Genomic DNA, 16,015 nt, shown 5'->3' with positions numbered 1-16,015 from the left:
GCCTGCCTCGAGCTAGGCGGTGGGCAGCTTGTAGTCGGCGTACTCCTCGCGCAGCGTCTTCTTGGAGAACTTGCCGACCGAGGTCTTGGGCACCTCGTCGATGAAGACCACGTCGTCCGGCACCTGCCACTTGCCGAGGTTCTCGGCGAGGTAGCCGAGCAGCTCCTCCTTGGTCACCGACTCACCGTCCTTGACCACCGCGAACGCCAGCGGCCGCTCGCCCCACTTGGGGTGCGGCACCGCGACGACCGCGGCCTCGGCGATGCTCGGGTGGCCCATGATGAGGTTCTCGATCGCGACCGTGGAGATCCACTCGCCACCGGACTTCACCAGGTCCTTGGTGCGGTCGACGATGCGTACGTAGCCCAGCGGGTCGATCGCGGCGATGTCACCGGTGCGCAGCCAGCCGTCGGGGGAGAAAGAGCTCGGCGCGTCGACCTTGTAGTAGCCCGACGCGATCCACGGACCGCGGCACTCCAGCTCGCCCGTGGTCTCGCCGTCCCAGGAGAGCTCGTCGGTCGTGCCCGGCTCCACGATGCGGAGCTCGACGCCGACGGCCGGGATGCCCGGCGACGTACGATAGTCGGCCTTCTCCTCCTCGGAGAGGTCGGCGATCTCGGCCCGCTCGTTGAACACGCTGCCGAGCGGCGACATCTCGGTCATGCCCCACGCCTGGGTGATCGGCAGGCCGATCGCCTCGCGCCACGCCTCCGAGAGCGACTTCGGCACCGCGGACCCGCCACAGATGACCACGCGCAGCGCGGACAGGTCGGCGTCCTTCAGAAGCGGGACCATGCCCATCCAGATCGTGGGCACGCCGGCGGCGATCGTCACCTTCTCGGCCTCGAGGAGCTTGATGATCCCGCCGGGCGAGAGGTCGGGTCCGGGCAGGATCAGGTTGGCCCCGGCGAGCAGCGAGGAGTGGGCGAAGCCCCAGCCGTTGGCGTGGAAGAACGGCACCACGGGAAGCACACGGTCACGGTCGTTGGTGCCGAAGAGGCTGCCGGCCAGGGAAGCCAGCGCGTGCAGGTACTGAGAGCGGTGGCTGTAGAGCACGCCCTTCGGGTTGCCGGTGGTGCCGGAGGTGTAACAGATCCCGGCGGCGGTGCGCTCGTCAGTCACTCGGCCTTCGATCGCCCCCTCCTCGGCGTCGGCCATCAGCTCCTCGTAGGAGACGACCCGCGGATCGTCCGGGAGCGGCGTCGGCGCACCGTCGTCCATCACGATCACATGCTTGAGCGTGGTCAGCTGGGGGAGGAGCGGGGCCAGCAGACCGAGCAGTGAGCGGTCCACGAAGACGGCCTCGTCCTCGGCGTGGTTGAAGGTGTAGACCAGCTGCTCGGGGAAGTAGCGGATGTTGCCCGTGTGCAGCACCCGGCCGGTGCACGGGACGGAGTAGTAGAGCGCCAGGTGGCGCAGGGTGTTCCAAGCGAAGCTCGCCACCCGGCCGCCCTCGGAGATGCCGAGCCTGTCGAGCACCCCTGCCTGCTTGCGTACCTCTACGGCGAGGTCCTTGAACGTGTTGCGCTCCAGACCGGTAGCGGTCTTGGTGACGATCTCCCGCGTCGGGAAGACGCGCTCGGCGCGCCGGATGATCGTTTCGATGGTCAGCGGTGCGTCTTGGATCAGTCCTTGCATGCTGGACATCGTGACTCAATGTGGTGCGGGTCACAACGAGTTCTGGTGAACTTCTTGTTCGGTGGGCCTCGGTGCCGAGGCTCGCCGCCGCTGGTCGAGCCGCCTCTCCCCGTTTGTCGAGCCGCCTCGCCCCGCTGGTCGAGCCGCCTCGCCGTTTGTCGAGCCGCCTCGCCCCGCTGGTCGAGCCGCCTCTCCCCGCTGGTCGAGCCGCCGGAGCCGCTAGGCGGAGGCGTGTCGAGACCAACACGGTCGGTTCGGGACACCTCGCTACGCGACTGTTTCTTCGTTTCTGGGTTCGCCGCCGACCCTTGATTGATTGTTTCTCGATCATGCGCCGCGTCAAGGACGGGCCTTCGGCCCGCCGGCTTCGCCGGCCGCTCCGCGGTCCTTGACCCGGCACCTGATCGAGAAAAGATTTCGCCAGTATCGGGGCGGCGGCGAGGGTGTGGCGCGGAGATCACGTCACATGTTCACTGACCGCATAATTCGGGGCTGACCAGCACAAACAGGTAGCGGCGACGTGCTGTTTCGCATATAATTGGGGGTATGAATGAGACCGTCGACCAGCTCCTTGCCGGGCCGCCCCTGGGTGCGTCCGAAAGTGAGCTGGTCGACTGGATCACTCGGCTCGAAGAGGTCAAGTGCGTCGCCGAAGCGGTGCAGGCAGAAGCGGCGGTACGTCTCGAGGACGCTGTCCGCGTCCGCCAAGCGGAGGCGGGGGTTCCTGCCCGCAAGCTCGGTGAAGGGGTCGCGTCCCAGGTGGCGTTGGCGCGGCGGGTCTCACCCGTCAAGGGCGCCAGTTTCCTTGGTCTGGCGAAGGTCTTGGTGGCAGAGATGCCGCACACGTATGCGTTGATGAAGGCCGGGTTGTTTTCGCAGTGGCAGGCCAGCATCCTCGCCCGCGAGACCGCCTGCCTCTCGGTCGAGGACCGTCGAGTCATCGACTACCAGCTCTGCGCTCGTGGTGAAGACGGGCAGGTTCCGAGGGTCGTGGCCATGGGGCCACGGCAGCTCGAGAACGCCGCCAAGAAGCTCGCCATCACCCTCGACCAAGAATCCGTCGTAGCCCGGGCCTCGAACGCGGATAGGGACCGCCGGGTCAGTGTCCGGCCGGCGCCGGACACCATGACCTGGCTCGGCGCCTTGTTGCCGGTCAAGGACGGCGTCGCTGTCTACGCCGCCCTCGACCAGGCCGCCAAAGCAGCCCAAGCGGCCGGCGATGAACGAACCCGTGGCCAGGTCATGGCCGACACCCTCGTCGACAGGGTCACCGGACGCGCAGGCACCGAAGGTGTGAAGCCTCGGATCGAGGTCAAGATCGTGATGACTGCCGACGCTCTCACCAACGACGCTGACCAGCCCGCCATGGTCGAGGGCTATGGCCCCGTCCCCGCGACCTGGGCCCGTGAAGCACTCGCCGACGCCGAGGTCTTCGTCCGGAGACTGTTCACCGACCCGACCGGCCAGCTCGTCGCGATGGAGTCCCGCTCCCGCAAAGCCCCCGACGGACTCGCAGAGTTCATCACCACCCGAGACGGCGGGATCTGCCGCACCAACGGCTGCGACGCCCCGATCCGCAACGTCGACCACGTAGAACGCCACGCGGACGGCGGCGCAACAAGCGCCGAGAACCTTCAAGGGTTGTGTGAGCGATGTAATCAGGCCAAGGAAGCGCTCGGCTGGCAGGCAAGACCCGGACCCGACGGCAGCATCATCACCATCACACCCACCGGGCACACCTACACCAGCCCACCACCGGAGGCCTGGGCGTCGGACAAACCGCCCCTGTCCACAGCCGAGTTCATGCTGCGCGCCGTACTCCTTGACCACGACCTCGCGGCGTAGTCACAAGGACCGCTGAGTGACATACGACGGTGGCGCCAACGATTCTCAGAGGCCACAATCGACAGCGTGAGCACTCTCTACGTCGCGTCCGGTGGTGGGGGTGATGCCCTCGGGGCGCTGTTGGTGCGCGGGGTTCTCGAACCCGACGCGGACGGCAGGGCTCTGGTGTCGACGTGTGCTTGGGAGCGGCTTCGCATCGATCCGGTGCCTGGGCCGCGCTCGCGGGGTGACTTCATCGGACTTCGACTGATCGATGGCGTACGGGCCGAGATATCGACATCGGCGGACACGCTGCCGTCCGGGCGGTCCGTGTTGCCGCGGTTGGCCGGTGACGTGGACGCGCGTCTGCTGTTGCACGACTTCTCCGGTGGGGCGATCGGGCTGGGGCAACAGCTCACGCACTTCTCCCGGGCGCTGGGTGTCGATGCGCTGACCGTGGTGGATGTCGGTGGTGACATCGTCGCTCGGGGCGACGAGGCCGGGCTGCTGAGTCCGTTGGCCGACTCACTGACGCTGGCCGCGGCCCTCGACGTCGATCTTCCGGTTCAGCTTGCCGTTCTCGGTCCTGGGGTGGACGGGGAGCTCTCCGCTGAGGCGGTGACCGGGATCCTCCGCGACCTCGGCGCGAAGCGTGCCGGAGAGCTCGTGGCGACGGATGTGGACAGGTTTCGCGATCCGCTCAGCTGGCATCCCACCGAGGCGACGACCCTGGCGGCAGCCGCGGCGTACGGCCTCCGGGGTGCCGTCGAGATGAGGCGGGGGTGTGCACCGGTTCCGGTGACCGAGGAGAGCGCCGCGGTGTGGCTCCTCGAGGACCTGGATGCTCACGACTTTCCGCTCGCCCGTGCGCTGAAGGACACCCGCAGCCTCGGGAGTGCCGAGTCGATCATCCGAACCATCGCCGTCGACGAGCTCGACTACGAGCGGCGACGGGCGCGGCAGCGCCACGAGGATCCGCCGCCGGCGACCGCAGCAGCCGAGCTGGCTCGAGCCGGTCTTGCCCGCGGCGCCTCGCACATCACGACCCGCCGGCTCCTGGACGCCACCAGCGGGGACGTGCCGAGCTATGAGTCGGCACGCTTCGAGGGCCTCGGGCTGTGGGCGCTCGAAGCCCTTGAGCGTGGCTGATGCCGGTCAGACCACTGCCTCGGAGGTGGTGAGGGCCAGCGCAGGGGTGGAGGCGGCACGCGGCCAGACCTCGGCCAGGATCTCGACTCCGCGACGGACGAGCTCGGGTCGGGGCGTGATCGCCAGCCGCAGATGACGTTCGTACGCCCCGTCGACCCCGAACCGGGGCCCGGCGGTGACGAGCAGTCCGTGGGGCCTGGCGGCGAGGGTGAGCTGGGAGCTCACCGGCGCCGGGAGACCGACCCAGGCGGAGAGCCCGCCGTCGATACGTGGCGGCAGCTCCCAGTCGGGGAGATGCTCCCGCATCGCGTGATAGAGCGCAGCACGCCCCGCGGCGAGCTGCGCGGCACGCTCCTCGAGGATCTCGGGAAGATGCTGGAACAGGATGGTGGTGACCAGCTGCTCCCAGATCGGGGTGCCGAGATCGGTGGCGGAGCGTCCGCTGGCGATCTGGGTCAGCAGCACCGGATCGGCCCGGATCCAGCCGACCCGCAGCCCTCCCCACAGCATCTTGCTCGCGGAGCCGATGTGGACGACCCGGGCCTGATGCTGATCTGCCATCGCGGCCAGCGGCGGGAAGGTGTGGCTGCGGTCGATGTCCAGCTCGGCGGTGGTGTCGTCGACCACCACGAGCGTGTCGACCTTGGCAGCCGCGTGCAGCAGGCGGAGCCGGTCCTCGGTCGACATCGAGCGAGACGTCGGGTTGTGGAAGTCGGGCATGACGTACGCCATCACAGGTGTCGTCCGGGCGATGGCCGCCTCCATCGCGGGCATGTCCCAGCCGGCGTCGGTGGTCACCGGGCTCGTGATGATCCGGGCACCGGCGAGGCTCAGGGCGTCGTACGCGTTGGGATAGGACGGGCTCTCGGCGTAGGCCCGGTCACCGCGGCTGATCACGGTGCGGGCGAGCAGCGCGATCGCGCTCTGACCGCCGGTCGTCACCATGATCTGGTCGGGGTCGGTCGGCAGGCCGCGAACGGTGTAGCGCGCCGCGATCTCGGCGCGGAGCTCCTCGATGCCCCACAGCGTGTAGCCGGGGCCGGTCATGTGGTCGGCGAGCCGTTTGGTCGCCTCGACGGCTGCTTCTGGGAGCCGTCGGGTGGCCGGCAAGGTGGCCCTGACCAGGTCGATCTCGCCGCCCTCGGTGAAGGAGTCAGGCGCGGTCGGCGGAAGCTTCGTCGTCGTGCCCGAACCCTGCACGCTCAATGCGTAGCCGCGCTCTCGCAGCCGACGGTAGGCGGCGGTGATCGTGGTGCGGCTCAGCATCAGCCGCTCGGAGAGCTCGCGCTCCGACGGAAGCCGTACGTCGGCGGAGAGCCGTCCGTCGATCAGCAGCAGCTGGATCCGTTCGGCGAGGTTCTCATAGGCCGGGCCGTCCCCGTGCCACTGACCGAGCAGGCCAGCGAGGGCAGTGGCACCGATTCGTCCGCGAGGCATGAGTCCACCTTACGCTGATTGGCTCCTTTACCTTTGATTGGACCCGTGATTGGCTTTGCAATCGTGAAGGATCTCTCTGTGAAGTCGCTCTCCTGGTTGATAACTGGACTCTTCCTCTATGGCATCGCAGTCGCCATGCTCGTACAGGGCTCGCTCGGCCTGGCTCCGTGGAATGCGCTGACTTCAGGACTCGTCGAGATCACCGGCGTCTCCTTCGGGATGATGACCAACCTGATCGGGCTGGTCGTCCTGCTGCTCTGGATCCCGCTGCGCCAGCGGCCGGGTGTCGGCACGGTGCTGAACGTTCTGCTCGTCGGCACCTCCGCCGAGGTCGGGTTCCGGGTGCTCCCGCAGCCCACCGATCTGTGGGCTCAGATCGCGCTGTTCAGCGGCGGCCTGCTCCTGCTCGCCGCAGCGACGGGTATCTACATCGCCCCGGGCCTCGGTCCTGGTCCGCGTGACGGTCTGATGACCGGTCTGCACGAGCGGACCGGCGCCCCGGTCTGGCTCTGCCGAGGGGGCGTCGAGATCACCGTGCTCGCGGTCGGCTGGATGCTCGGCGGTCTCGTGGGCGTCGGCACGGTCGCGGAGGCGCTGCTCATCGGTCCGCTGGTGCACCGAACCCTGCCGTTCTTCAGGACCGTGTATGCCGGGCGGTCGGCTGCTGCCGCGGCTGAGGTGGAAACACGCGCGGGCGCATGATTTAACCCACACGGGTTTCCGGTGGCGCCCCCGACAGGATTCGAACCTGTGACCGTCGGATTAGAAGGCCGATGCTCTATCCAGCTGAGCTACGGAGGCGTGGCCCGCGTGGGCACCTCGTCCGAGGTGGGTTTGCGCAGGCCGCGCCCGATCTTACCGGTCCCCGTATCCCATGTGTGCATCGCAATCCGGAACACTGACCGGAGTGTTACCAAGGTGTGGGGGGTATTTGGGCGCACTGTCCCCACACTGTCGACCTGAGTGTCCAGGTGTCGGACCACGAGGGTTCGAGACTGGACCGGATCATCGGTAAGGTCCCCGGACATGACTATGGAGTCCATGTGCACCTCGTGCGGTGCAGCCGTCACCGGTATGCGCTTCTGCACAGGTTGTGGGACCCCCGTCAGAAGCGCTCATCAGCCGCCGTCGCAGGGTGCACCGGAACCGGTCGCCCCTCCGCGACTGCCGCAGCGGGGTGCCGAACCTGAGCAGGGTGGTCTGTCGTTGCCGCGGCGTGGGCAGGAAGCTGCTACGCCCGCGCCTGAGGCCGACGCTGAGCCGGCCCCGTTGCCGCTCGGACAGGTCAGGCGTACGCCGGGGGCCTCGATGGCGCCCCAGCTGAACATGACCGGGTCCAGCGGTGAGCAGCCGGCCTTCGGCGGCGGCATGGCCCCGCCGCCCGCAGGTTCGGACGGTGGTGGCCTGTTCGGGCTGGCGGCGCGTACGCCGAAGTTCGAGCCGGAGCTCGCCAGCCAGTCGCAGTCGCTCTTCCTGCCCAAGCGCAAGCGCGACGAGGAAGAGCCGGAGCCGACCTCGCAGGAGCCTGAGCCGCGGGCAGCCGCACCGACGCCGATCGAGGAGCGGGTGGTTGAGCAGTCCGCACCCGAGCCGTCGATGCCGGGGCCCCAGGCGCAGAGCCCCGAGCCGACGATGGCGCCGCTTCCTTCGCGTCCGGCCGCGGCGCACAACCAGAGTGCCGAGCACCCGACCTTCGTCGATCCTGCGCCGCAGAGGGGCGGCCTGGCCGATGAGGCGACCCACGAGGCGATGCCGCCGGTCGAGCGTCGTCAGCCGGAGCCGCCCCGTCCGGACGAGACCCAAGTTGCAATGAGTCCTCGGTTCGACGCCGGCGACGACGCTCCTGGCGGCACCCGCCCGCGCGATGAGTTCGAGCAGTTCGCGCCGCCGCAGCAGTTCGACGCTCCGGCACCCGCCGCACGCTACGAGGACGATCAGCCAGGCCAGGCACAGCAGCCCCCTGCGTACGGTGATCCCGCCTATGCGCCCCTCGCGCCGCAGCTGGAGCCGGACCACAACCAGTGGTCCCAGGGCTTCGACCAGCCGTATGAGCAGGCCTACGACCAGAACTACGACCAAGGCTTCGACCAGAACTACGACCAGTCGTTCGGGCAGCCGCAGGATCGGTCCGAGGAGCCGTTCGGTCAGCCGTACGAGGACCCCTACGCGCAGAACGTCTACGCCGACGCCACCCTGGTGGGGCAGCCGCCGGTCGGCGGCGGGCCCAACACCCCGGCGCCGCCTCCGATGGCGCCGCAGGGCTACGACCCGTACGGGAATGCCTACGACGCTCGCTACGAGCCGCAGCGCGGCCAGGGTGGTCAGGGCAAGGGGCCGGGTGGCCTCGATCTGAAGCGCTGGGGCCTGATCATCCTGGTGGTGGCGGTCGTGGTCGGGATCATCGCTTTCGTCATCGGCGTGGTCAACAACAGCGGCGACGCCAACGCGAAGACCGGCACCACCCAGGGCGCCACCACGACCGAGGGCGGCGCCGCGGGCGAGGCCAAGAAGATCGACGAGCTCATCCAGACCTCGGCCAAGGACAAGTCGGCCATCGGCGCGGCTCAGGCGGACCTCGAGGCGTGCGAGAACATCGATGAGGCGATCCAGACCTTCGAGGACGCCGCGGCGTCTCGCAAGACGCTGGCGACGAAGGTCGCCAAGATCGACACCGCCACCCTCCCGGGATCGCGGAAGCTCGTCAAGAACCTCGAGTCCGCATGGCTGACCTCCCAGAACGCCGACCTCGCCTTCGCGGCGTGGGGCGAGAAGCGCAAGGTCAATGCTGACGGCGAGTGCGTCGGGGGCAAGGGCAAGCTGGCGAAGGCGACCCAGCTCAGCCTGGCCAGCCACGACTCGAAGAAGGCGGCCGCCAAGGCGTGGGGACCGATCGCCGAGGAGTACGACCTCGAGCCCGTCGAGTGGCGGAAGCTCTGATCCCGGCCCGAGATGGGCTGAGCTCAGCGTGAGCGGAGGTACGCCGCCATCGCCCGTTTGATGGCGGCGGCCGTCCGCTTCTGGAACCGGTCGGACTTCAGCAGGCGCGCATCGCGGGCGTTGCGCATGTTGCCCGTCTCGAGCAGCACCTGCGGCACCGTGGTGAGGTTGAGGCCGGCGAGGTCGTCGCGCTCCACGAACCCGCCTTCGCCGAGGTAGGAGGCCAGCGGCATCCCGGTCTTTCGCATCTCGGTGCGGAGCATCCGGGCGTAGCGTCGGGAGGGCTCGACGACCTCGTCGTTCGTGCCTGAGGGCACCGGGATCAGCAGCGAGTAGCCGCGCTCGGAGGCGGCCGCGCCGTCGGCGTGGATGTCGATCGCGACGTCGGCCTTCGCGTCGTTGATGATCTCCGCCCGCTCATCGATGCACGGCCCGACTCCGGTGTTGCTGTCTCGGGTCATGACCACCTTCGCGCCGGAGGCGCGCAGGTCGGCGGCGAGCTTCGTGGCCACGGCCCAGGTGAAGTCGGTCTCCGGATAGCCGTCGTCGGTCGCGGTGCCAGTGGTGTTGCACGGGCTCTGCGAGCGCCCGTTCCACACCGGCTCGTTGATCACCTCGGGGGCGCCGGCGTTGCCGCCGTTGTGGCCCGGGTCGATCCCGACCACGGCTCCCTCGAAGATGTCGTCAGAACTGCTCGACGGGGGCGCGGACGGGGACGCCGTCGCGGATGGTGAAGCGGCGGGCTGCTGTCGTGGCGTACGTCCTGGGCTGCACGCCATCAGCGCCGAGGCCAGGGCTAGGCAACCGGCCACGGCGATCGCCGACCGAGGCGATGTCCTGAGCTTGTCGAAGGGTAACTCGGTCAGCAGCCGCTTCCCTCGTGGAACTCCACGCAGGAACCGCGACTCGACTGAGTTACCTCGGTCAGCATTCACCTCACAGATACTGACCCATCCACGCCTCGACGTCGTCGGCAGTGCGCGGCAGGCCCTTGGACAGGTTCACCGAGCCGTCCTTGGTGACGACGATGTCGTCCTCGATGCGGATGCCGATGCCGCGCAGCTCCTCGGGGACGAGCTTGTCCTCCTTCTGGAAGTAGAGGCCAGGCTCGACGGTGAGGACCATGCCTTCCTGCAGCGGCCCCTCGATGTAGGTTTCCTTCGACGCAGAGGCGCAGTCGTGGACGTCGAGACCGAGCATGTGCGAGACGCCGTGGAGGGTCCAGCGGGAGTAGGTCTTGTTGTCCTCGGAGAGCGCCTCGTCGACGGAGACCGGCAGCAGCCCGAGGTCGTCGAGGCCGTGGGCGAGGATCTCCATCGCGGCGAAGTGGCCGGCCCGGAAGGTGACCCCCGGGCGGATCGCCTCGATGCCGGCCTGCTGGGCCTTGTAGACGAGCTCGTAGAGGTTGCGCTGCAGCGGCGTGAACTTCCCGGAGATCGGGAGCGTGCGGGTGATGTCGGCGGTGTAGAGGTTGTGGCCCTCGACGCCCATGTCGAGCAGGACCAGCTCGCCGGGGACGATCGGCCCGTCGTTGTCGATCCAGTGGAGCGTGGTGGCGTGGGCGCCACCGCCGACGATCGAGTCGTAGCCGAGGTCGTTGCCCTCCGCGCGGGCGCGGCGGAAGAAGGTGCCCTCGATCCAGCGCTCGCCGTGCTTCAGGACCTGGTCCCACTCGCTGACCGCGTCGGTGAAGCCGCGCACGGTGATGTCGCAGGCCTCCTTCAGTTCGCCGAGCTCCCACTCGTCCTTGATCAGACGCAGCTCGGAGAGCGCCTTGGCGAACTCCGCGTCCCGAGAGCTCTCAGCGGGAGCGACCAGCTTGTCGACATCGGCCGAGACACCGCGGAGCACGCGGGTCGGGGTGTTGCCGGCGAGACCGGACTCGAGCTGGTCGACGTGGCGTACCTCGATGCCGAGCGAGTCGGAGAGCTCACGGGCCGAGGGGCGCGCCCCGGCCCAGAGCGCACCGTACTGACGGTCCCGGAAGAACTCGTCGGTGTCGCGACCGCTGCGCGGGCGGGCGTACAGCACCGAGGTGCCGTCGGGCTCGATGACGACCACGGCGTCGGAGGTCTGGTTGCCGGTCAGGTGGACGTGCGCGGTGTCGGCGCGGAAGCGGTAGTCGGTGTCGTTGGCGCGGACCTTGTAGGTGCCGGCCGGGACGACCAGGCGCTCACCCGGGAAGATGCCCGAGAGGCGCTCGCGGCGGGCGGCCGCCCAAGGGGTGATCGGATGCTCGGGGACCTCGGCCTCGCGGTCGTCCCAGCCCTCCCTCATGAACGCGGACCACGCCTCCGGAACCGTCTGGTCGTGGCTCTCGGTGTGGTCGTCTGCAGGGGTGGGGGCGCCGTTTTCCGTCATACCGGAATCGTACGCCGTGCCCGAACGCACGCGCGCAGTGCCGATACCGACTTTCGTCAGTGTGCATACCTACCGTTAGGCGGGTACGCACACACCTCCGCCGGACCATGATGGGCCCATGCCTCGCGTGCACATTCTTCTCTCCCTCACGGCCCTGGTGCTCGTCCTGGCGTCGTTGACGAGCGCCGGCCCGGCCACGGCCCGGCCCGCAGCCCAGGCCACCGCCTTGGACACCGAGAGGATCGACGACTTCGTCGAGTCCTACCTCGACCGGCATGGGTTGCCGGGGGCTGAGATCGCCGTGGTGCATGACGGCGAACTCGTCCACGAGCGCGGATTCGGCGAGACCTCGGACGGTCAACAGGTGACGCCGAGCACGAAGATGCGGATCGCTTCGGTCTCGAAGTCGATCACGGCGTTTGCGGTGCTGCAGCTCGTCGACCAGGGAGAGGTGGAGCTCGATCAACCGGTGAAGCGCTATCTGCCCGAGTTCGAGATGGCGGATGTCCGGGCCACCGAGATCACGGTCCGGCAGCTGCTCAGTCACACCTCGGGCCACGTCACCCCGACGATCATCCCGCCGGCGGACACCCTGAAGGAGGGGGTTACGCGTCAGCGGGAGTGGGCACTGGCGGCCGACCCCGGGTCGGGCTACCGCTACAGCAACGGCAACTTCTGGACCGCCGCCCGGTTGGTCGAGGTGGTCAGCGGGACCGGGTTCGACGACTACCTGCGTACGAACGTCTTCGAGCCGCTGCGGATGGACGACACGCTCAGCACCACGACCAGCAACGAGCATGTCGCGGGGCTCGCCGATGGTCACGTGCTGGCGTACGGGCGGGGGTGGAAGTGGCCTGAGATGGAGGCGATGGTCGCTGGAGCGGGCGGAGTGGTGACGACGGCTCACGACATGGCGCAGTGGCTGGCGATGCAGCAGCGCGGCGGCGTCGGTCCGGACGGCCGACGCCTGCTCTCGGCGGACCTGGTCCGGGAGTCGCACACAGTGCAGCCTGGTGGTGGATCGGCACGGGCCGGCCTCGGCTGGGTCGGTTCGGCCGCCGGGGTCGAACCCGCACGGCTCGGGCACGGCGGCACCGACGTGACCGTCAGCGCGCAGCAGCACCTGGTGCCGAGCAGCGGCTACGGCGTGATGGTGATCCTGAACAGCTCGACGATCGTGACCGGTCATCCGTGGAACATCAGCGGTGGCATCATCGAGATCACCGAGGGCCACGAGCCGGGCACCAGAGCTCCCGTCGCGATTCTGGTCGACCTCGGTCTCGGGCTACTGACCATTCTCGCGGTGGGCTTGGGCGTCCTCGGGCTGCGACGGGCTCCCGGCTGGGCGAAGCGTCGAGCGGCATGGCCGTGGTGGCGTTACGTCCTTCGGCTGGTGCCACAGCTGATCGCGCCGGCTGTCGTCGTGCTGCTGTTCGGGGTCGCCACCACCTTGCAGGACAACAGTGCTGTCCCGGCTGACGTGTTCGGACTCCACCCGGCCGCGATGATCCTGCTGCTCACCGGGGCCGCGGTCGGCATCGCCCTGGTCGTCGCTCGACTGATGGGACGAAGAACGTCTCGACCGGCGTCCCCTCCCAACCAGGAGGCACACGCCCGATAGTCTGACGCGCATGGGGGCGATCCCGAAGGATCCGACGAGAAGCAACCGCACGTTCACCATCGTGGTGGGCGTGCTGGTCGTGCTGACCTCGTTGCCGGTGCTCGGGATCGTTCTGCTGAGCACCAGTGTCGTCGACGACCATCTCGCCCCGACCGGCGCGATCCTGGGCGTCCTCTTCGCGGCCATCCCGGTCGTTCCGCTGGTCTACGCCTTCCTGTGGCTCGATCGCTACGAGCCCGAGCCGAAGTCGCTGCTGGCCCTCGGCCTGGGGTGGGGCGCCTTCGTCGCTGTCGCGGCGGCGCTGATCGTGCAGAGCGTCGGCGCGCTGATCGCCGGATGGAGCGAGCCGACGCAGCTCGCGATCGTGGCGCCGGTGACCGAGGAGGCGGCCAAGGGGCTGTTCCTCCTGGTGCTGCTGGTCTGGCGCCGCCACCTGCTCGACGGCGTGCTCGACGGGATCGTCTACGCCGGCATGGTCGGCATCGGCTTCGCCTTCACCGAGAACATCCTCTACCTCGGCGGCACCTACAACGGCACGCCTGGCATGGGCGACAGCACCACAGGACACCTCGGTGAGTTCACCGCCGTCTTCGTGATGCGCTGCCTGTTCAGCCCGTTCGCCCACCCGCTCTTCACCGCCTTCATCGGCATCGGCATCGGTGTCGCGGTGGTGACGCGCAAGCGCTGGCTCAAGGTCGTGGCGCCGCTGCTGGGCTTCGCCGCGGGCGTGCTCGCCCACGGGACCTGGAACGGCTCGACACTGCTCTATGACGGGGCCGGGTTCCTGCTGGCGTACGTCGTGGTGATGGTGCCCGCGTTCGTCTCGATGGTGATATTCGCGGTCTGGCGGCGAAAGTCGGAGCGCATCGTACTGACCCGGTCGCTCTCCGACGCCGCCCAACGCGGGCTGATCCCCTACACCGACATCGACTGGGTGGTCGATCTGCGGCGCAGGGAGCAGGCACGGAAGTTCGCGGCGGCGCACGGAGGCGCTCGAGGGGTTGCGGTCATGCGCGAATACCAGCAGGCTGCGATCGAGCTCGGATACTTGCACTGGCGATTCCTGCGTGGCAACCCGCCGCCAGACTTCGCCGCCCGGGGGAGGGCATACGTTGACCGAATCAGTGAAGTACGTCCACACATCGCATTTCCGAGCGGAAAGGTGATGAGCGGATGACAGAGGAACACGCACCAGACGATGTCGCTCCGGAGGACGCGCCGGGAGCCGGACCGGAGACCGGACCGGCGACCTACGAGGCGCAGACCGCCGGGATGCTCGCCGAGCAGCCGACGACCGAGTTCGAGGCCACCAAGGCCGAGATCCTGTCCGGCAGCGAGAGCAACCGGATGGTGACCGCGCTCGTGCAGCTCCACCAGGCGCTGTCCGAGGTCACCCTGCCGCTGGACCTGCCCGGCGCGGAGGAGCAGCGCGCCGCGCGGCAGAACATGGTCGAGCAGCTCGAGAACTACGTGATCCCGCGGATGATGACCATCGACGCGCCGCTGCTCGCGGTCGTCGGCGGCTCCACGGGGGCCGGCAAGTCGACACTGGTGAACTCGCTGGTCGGGACCAAGGTGACCACGCCGGGTCTGCTGCGGCCGACGACTCGCTCGCCGGTTCTGGTGCACCATCCCGACGACGCCCGCTGGTTCGGGCAGGACCGGCTGCTGCCTGAACTCGAGCGGGTCCAGCATCCGACCAACGACCCCGGTGCGCTGCAGCTGGTCGCCAGCGACAGCCTCCACCCCGGCCTGGCCGTGCTGGACGCTCCCGACGTCGACTCGGTCGAGGAGGCCAACCGGGTGCTCGCGGCCGAGCTGCTCGCCGCGGCCGACCTGTGGGTCTTCGTCACCTCGGCCGCGCGCTACGCCGACCAGGTGCCCTGGGAGTTCCTCCAGCTCGCCGCCAACCGCTCCACCGCGGTGGCAGTGGTGCTCGACCGGACCCCTCCCGACGCCGTCCAGACCGTCGCGGGCCATCTGGCCCGGATGCTCGCCTCGCGCGGGCTCAAGGACTCCCCGCTCTTCATCGTCCACGAGGGTGAGGTCTCCGAGCAGGGACTGCTGCCGGCCGAGCACGTCGCCGAGGTGCGGGCCTGGCTCGACATGCTCGCCGACGACGCCTCCGCGCGTCACCAGGTCGTCACCCAGACCCTCGACGGAGCGGTGCGGGCGCTGACGCTGGATGTCCACCCGATCGCCGACACCGCAGACGGTCAGGGAGAGGCCGCTCAGCGGCTGCGTACCGATGCGGACATGGCCTATGACAACGCGCTCAAGGCGATCATGGAGGCGACCGCCGACGGGACGCTGCTGCGTGGCGAGGTGCTCGCGCGTTGGCAGGAGTTCGTCGGCACCGGCGAGATCCTCAAGGCGCTGGAGACCAGGGTCGGGATGATCCGCGACAAGATCCTCGGCTCGATCAAGGGCAAGCCGCAGCAGGCCGAACGCGTGACCGCGGCCGTGCAAGGTGGCTTGGAGATGCTGATCCTAGAGCAGTGCGAGGCTGCCGCCGAGAGCGCGGAGGCGGCCTGGCAGATGAGCCCGGCCGGGCGCGGGCTGCTCGGCGCCGGCCCCGCCGACCTCGGCCGGGCCTCGCGCGCGCTGCGGCCCAAGGCCGAACGTGCGGTGCGCGACTGGCAGCAGGACGTGCTCGAGATGGTGCGCAGCGAGGGCCAGGACAAGCGTACGACCGCGAAGTTCCTCTCCTACGGGGTCAACGGCCTCGGCGTCGCGCTGATGGTGGTCGTCTTCGCCTCGACCGGAGGCGCGCTCGTCGGTGCCGAGGTGGGCATCGCCGGCGGCACCCTCCTGATCGGCCAGAAGCTCCTGGAGGCGGTCTTCGGAGACCAGGCCGTGCGCGGGCTGGCGTCCCGGGCGCGCAACGCGCTGGAGGAGCGCATCGTGGGGCTCGTCGACGAGGAGCGCGCCCGCTATACCGGTCAGGTCGACGCACTGCAGATCGACCACGGCGCGCCGGAGCGGCTGCGGCACGCCGCGCGGAAGGTGGGCGATGCTCGGTTCGCCAGCCAGCGCAGCGATGACTGA

The 16,015-nt window shown here is 69.0% G+C and carries 11 protein-coding genes and 1 tRNA gene; 7 read left to right on the top strand and 5 right to left on the bottom strand.

Going from position 1 to position 16,015, the window contains the following annotated elements; genetic code table 11:
* Window positions 1–12 precede the first annotated feature (12 nt).
* Window positions 13–1,647 (bottom strand): long-chain fatty acid--CoA ligase, encoded by a 1,635-nt coding sequence (locus tag IEY84_RS01010; protein WP_229788203.1) that lies wholly within the window; start codon window positions 1,645–1,647, stop codon window positions 13–15.
* Between the two features lie 537 nt (window positions 1,648–2,184).
* Here IEY84_RS01010 and IEY84_RS01005 point away from each other — a divergent pair.
* Window positions 2,185–3,483: an HNH endonuclease gene (locus IEY84_RS01005; RefSeq protein WP_183541384.1), complete on the top strand. Its 1,299-nt coding sequence runs from the start codon at window positions 2,185–2,187 to the stop codon at window positions 3,481–3,483.
* A gap of 66 nt (window positions 3,484–3,549) precedes the next feature.
* Window positions 3,550–4,611 (top strand): DUF1152 domain-containing protein, encoded by a 1,062-nt coding sequence (locus tag IEY84_RS01000; protein ID WP_183541382.1) that lies wholly within the window; start codon window positions 3,550–3,552, stop codon window positions 4,609–4,611.
* A gap of 6 nt (window positions 4,612–4,617) precedes the next feature.
* Here IEY84_RS01000 and yczR read toward each other — a convergent pair whose 3' ends face one another.
* Window positions 4,618–6,048: a MocR-like transcription factor YczR gene (gene yczR / locus IEY84_RS00995; protein ID WP_183541380.1), complete on the bottom strand. Its 1,431-nt coding sequence runs from the start codon at window positions 6,046–6,048 to the stop codon at window positions 4,618–4,620.
* A 78-nt stretch (window positions 6,049–6,126) separates the two neighbouring features.
* Here yczR and yczE point away from each other — a divergent pair, with 78 nt between their 5' ends.
* Window positions 6,127–6,750, top strand: a complete 624-nt coding sequence (gene yczE / locus IEY84_RS00990; RefSeq protein WP_183541378.1) for a membrane protein YczE — start codon at window positions 6,127–6,129, stop codon at window positions 6,748–6,750.
* Between the two features lie 22 nt (window positions 6,751–6,772).
* On the opposite strand, the gene IEY84_RS00985 is transcribed toward yczE, so the two are convergent.
* Window positions 6,773–6,849, bottom strand: a tRNA-Arg gene (locus IEY84_RS00985).
* A gap of 468 nt (window positions 6,850–7,317) precedes the next feature.
* Here IEY84_RS00985 and IEY84_RS00980 point away from each other — a divergent pair.
* On the top strand, window positions 7,318–8,985 hold the full coding sequence (locus IEY84_RS00980; protein WP_183541376.1) for a hypothetical protein: 1,668 nt from the start codon (window positions 7,318–7,320) through the stop codon (window positions 8,983–8,985).
* Window positions 8,986–9,008: 23 nt separating this feature from the next.
* On the opposite strand, the gene IEY84_RS00975 is transcribed toward IEY84_RS00980, so the two are convergent.
* Window positions 9,009–9,797 carry an N-acetylmuramoyl-L-alanine amidase gene (locus IEY84_RS00975; RefSeq protein WP_189129284.1) on the bottom strand — a complete coding sequence of 263 codons (789 nt, stop codon included), beginning with the start codon at window positions 9,795–9,797 and terminating at the stop codon, window positions 9,009–9,011.
* Between the two features lie 124 nt (window positions 9,798–9,921).
* Window positions 9,922–11,346, bottom strand: coding sequence for an aminopeptidase P family protein (locus tag IEY84_RS00970; RefSeq protein WP_183541374.1), 1,425 nt, complete (start codon window positions 11,344–11,346; stop codon window positions 9,922–9,924).
* A gap of 118 nt (window positions 11,347–11,464) precedes the next feature.
* On the opposite strand from IEY84_RS00970, the gene IEY84_RS00965 reads away from it, so the two are divergent.
* The 3 genes from IEY84_RS00965 to IEY84_RS00955 are packed head-to-tail and all read left to right on the top strand — an operon-like array spanning window position 11,465 to window position 16,015.
* Window positions 11,465–12,967, top strand: a complete 1,503-nt coding sequence (locus tag IEY84_RS00965) for a serine hydrolase domain-containing protein (protein WP_183541373.1) — start codon at window positions 11,465–11,467, stop codon at window positions 12,965–12,967.
* A 10-nt stretch (window positions 12,968–12,977) separates the two neighbouring features.
* The gene (locus tag IEY84_RS00960; protein ID WP_183541371.1) at window positions 12,978–14,144 is read left to right on the top strand and encodes a PrsW family intramembrane metalloprotease; all 1,167 of its coding nucleotides are present in this window, start codon (window positions 12,978–12,980) and stop codon (window positions 14,142–14,144) included.
* Window positions 14,141–16,015 carry a GTPase domain-containing protein gene (locus IEY84_RS00955; protein ID WP_183541370.1) on the top strand — a complete coding sequence of 625 codons (1,875 nt, stop codon included), beginning with the start codon at window positions 14,141–14,143 and terminating at the stop codon, window positions 16,013–16,015. The genes IEY84_RS00960 and IEY84_RS00955 overlap by 4 nt, the downstream gene beginning before the upstream one ends.

It is taken from the genome of Nocardioides albus, from assembly GCF_014648255.1.
Lineage (GTDB): Bacteria > Actinomycetota > Actinomycetes > Propionibacteriales > Nocardioidaceae > Nocardioides > Nocardioides albus.
This window is presented reverse-complemented; position numbering and strand designations above follow the sequence as displayed.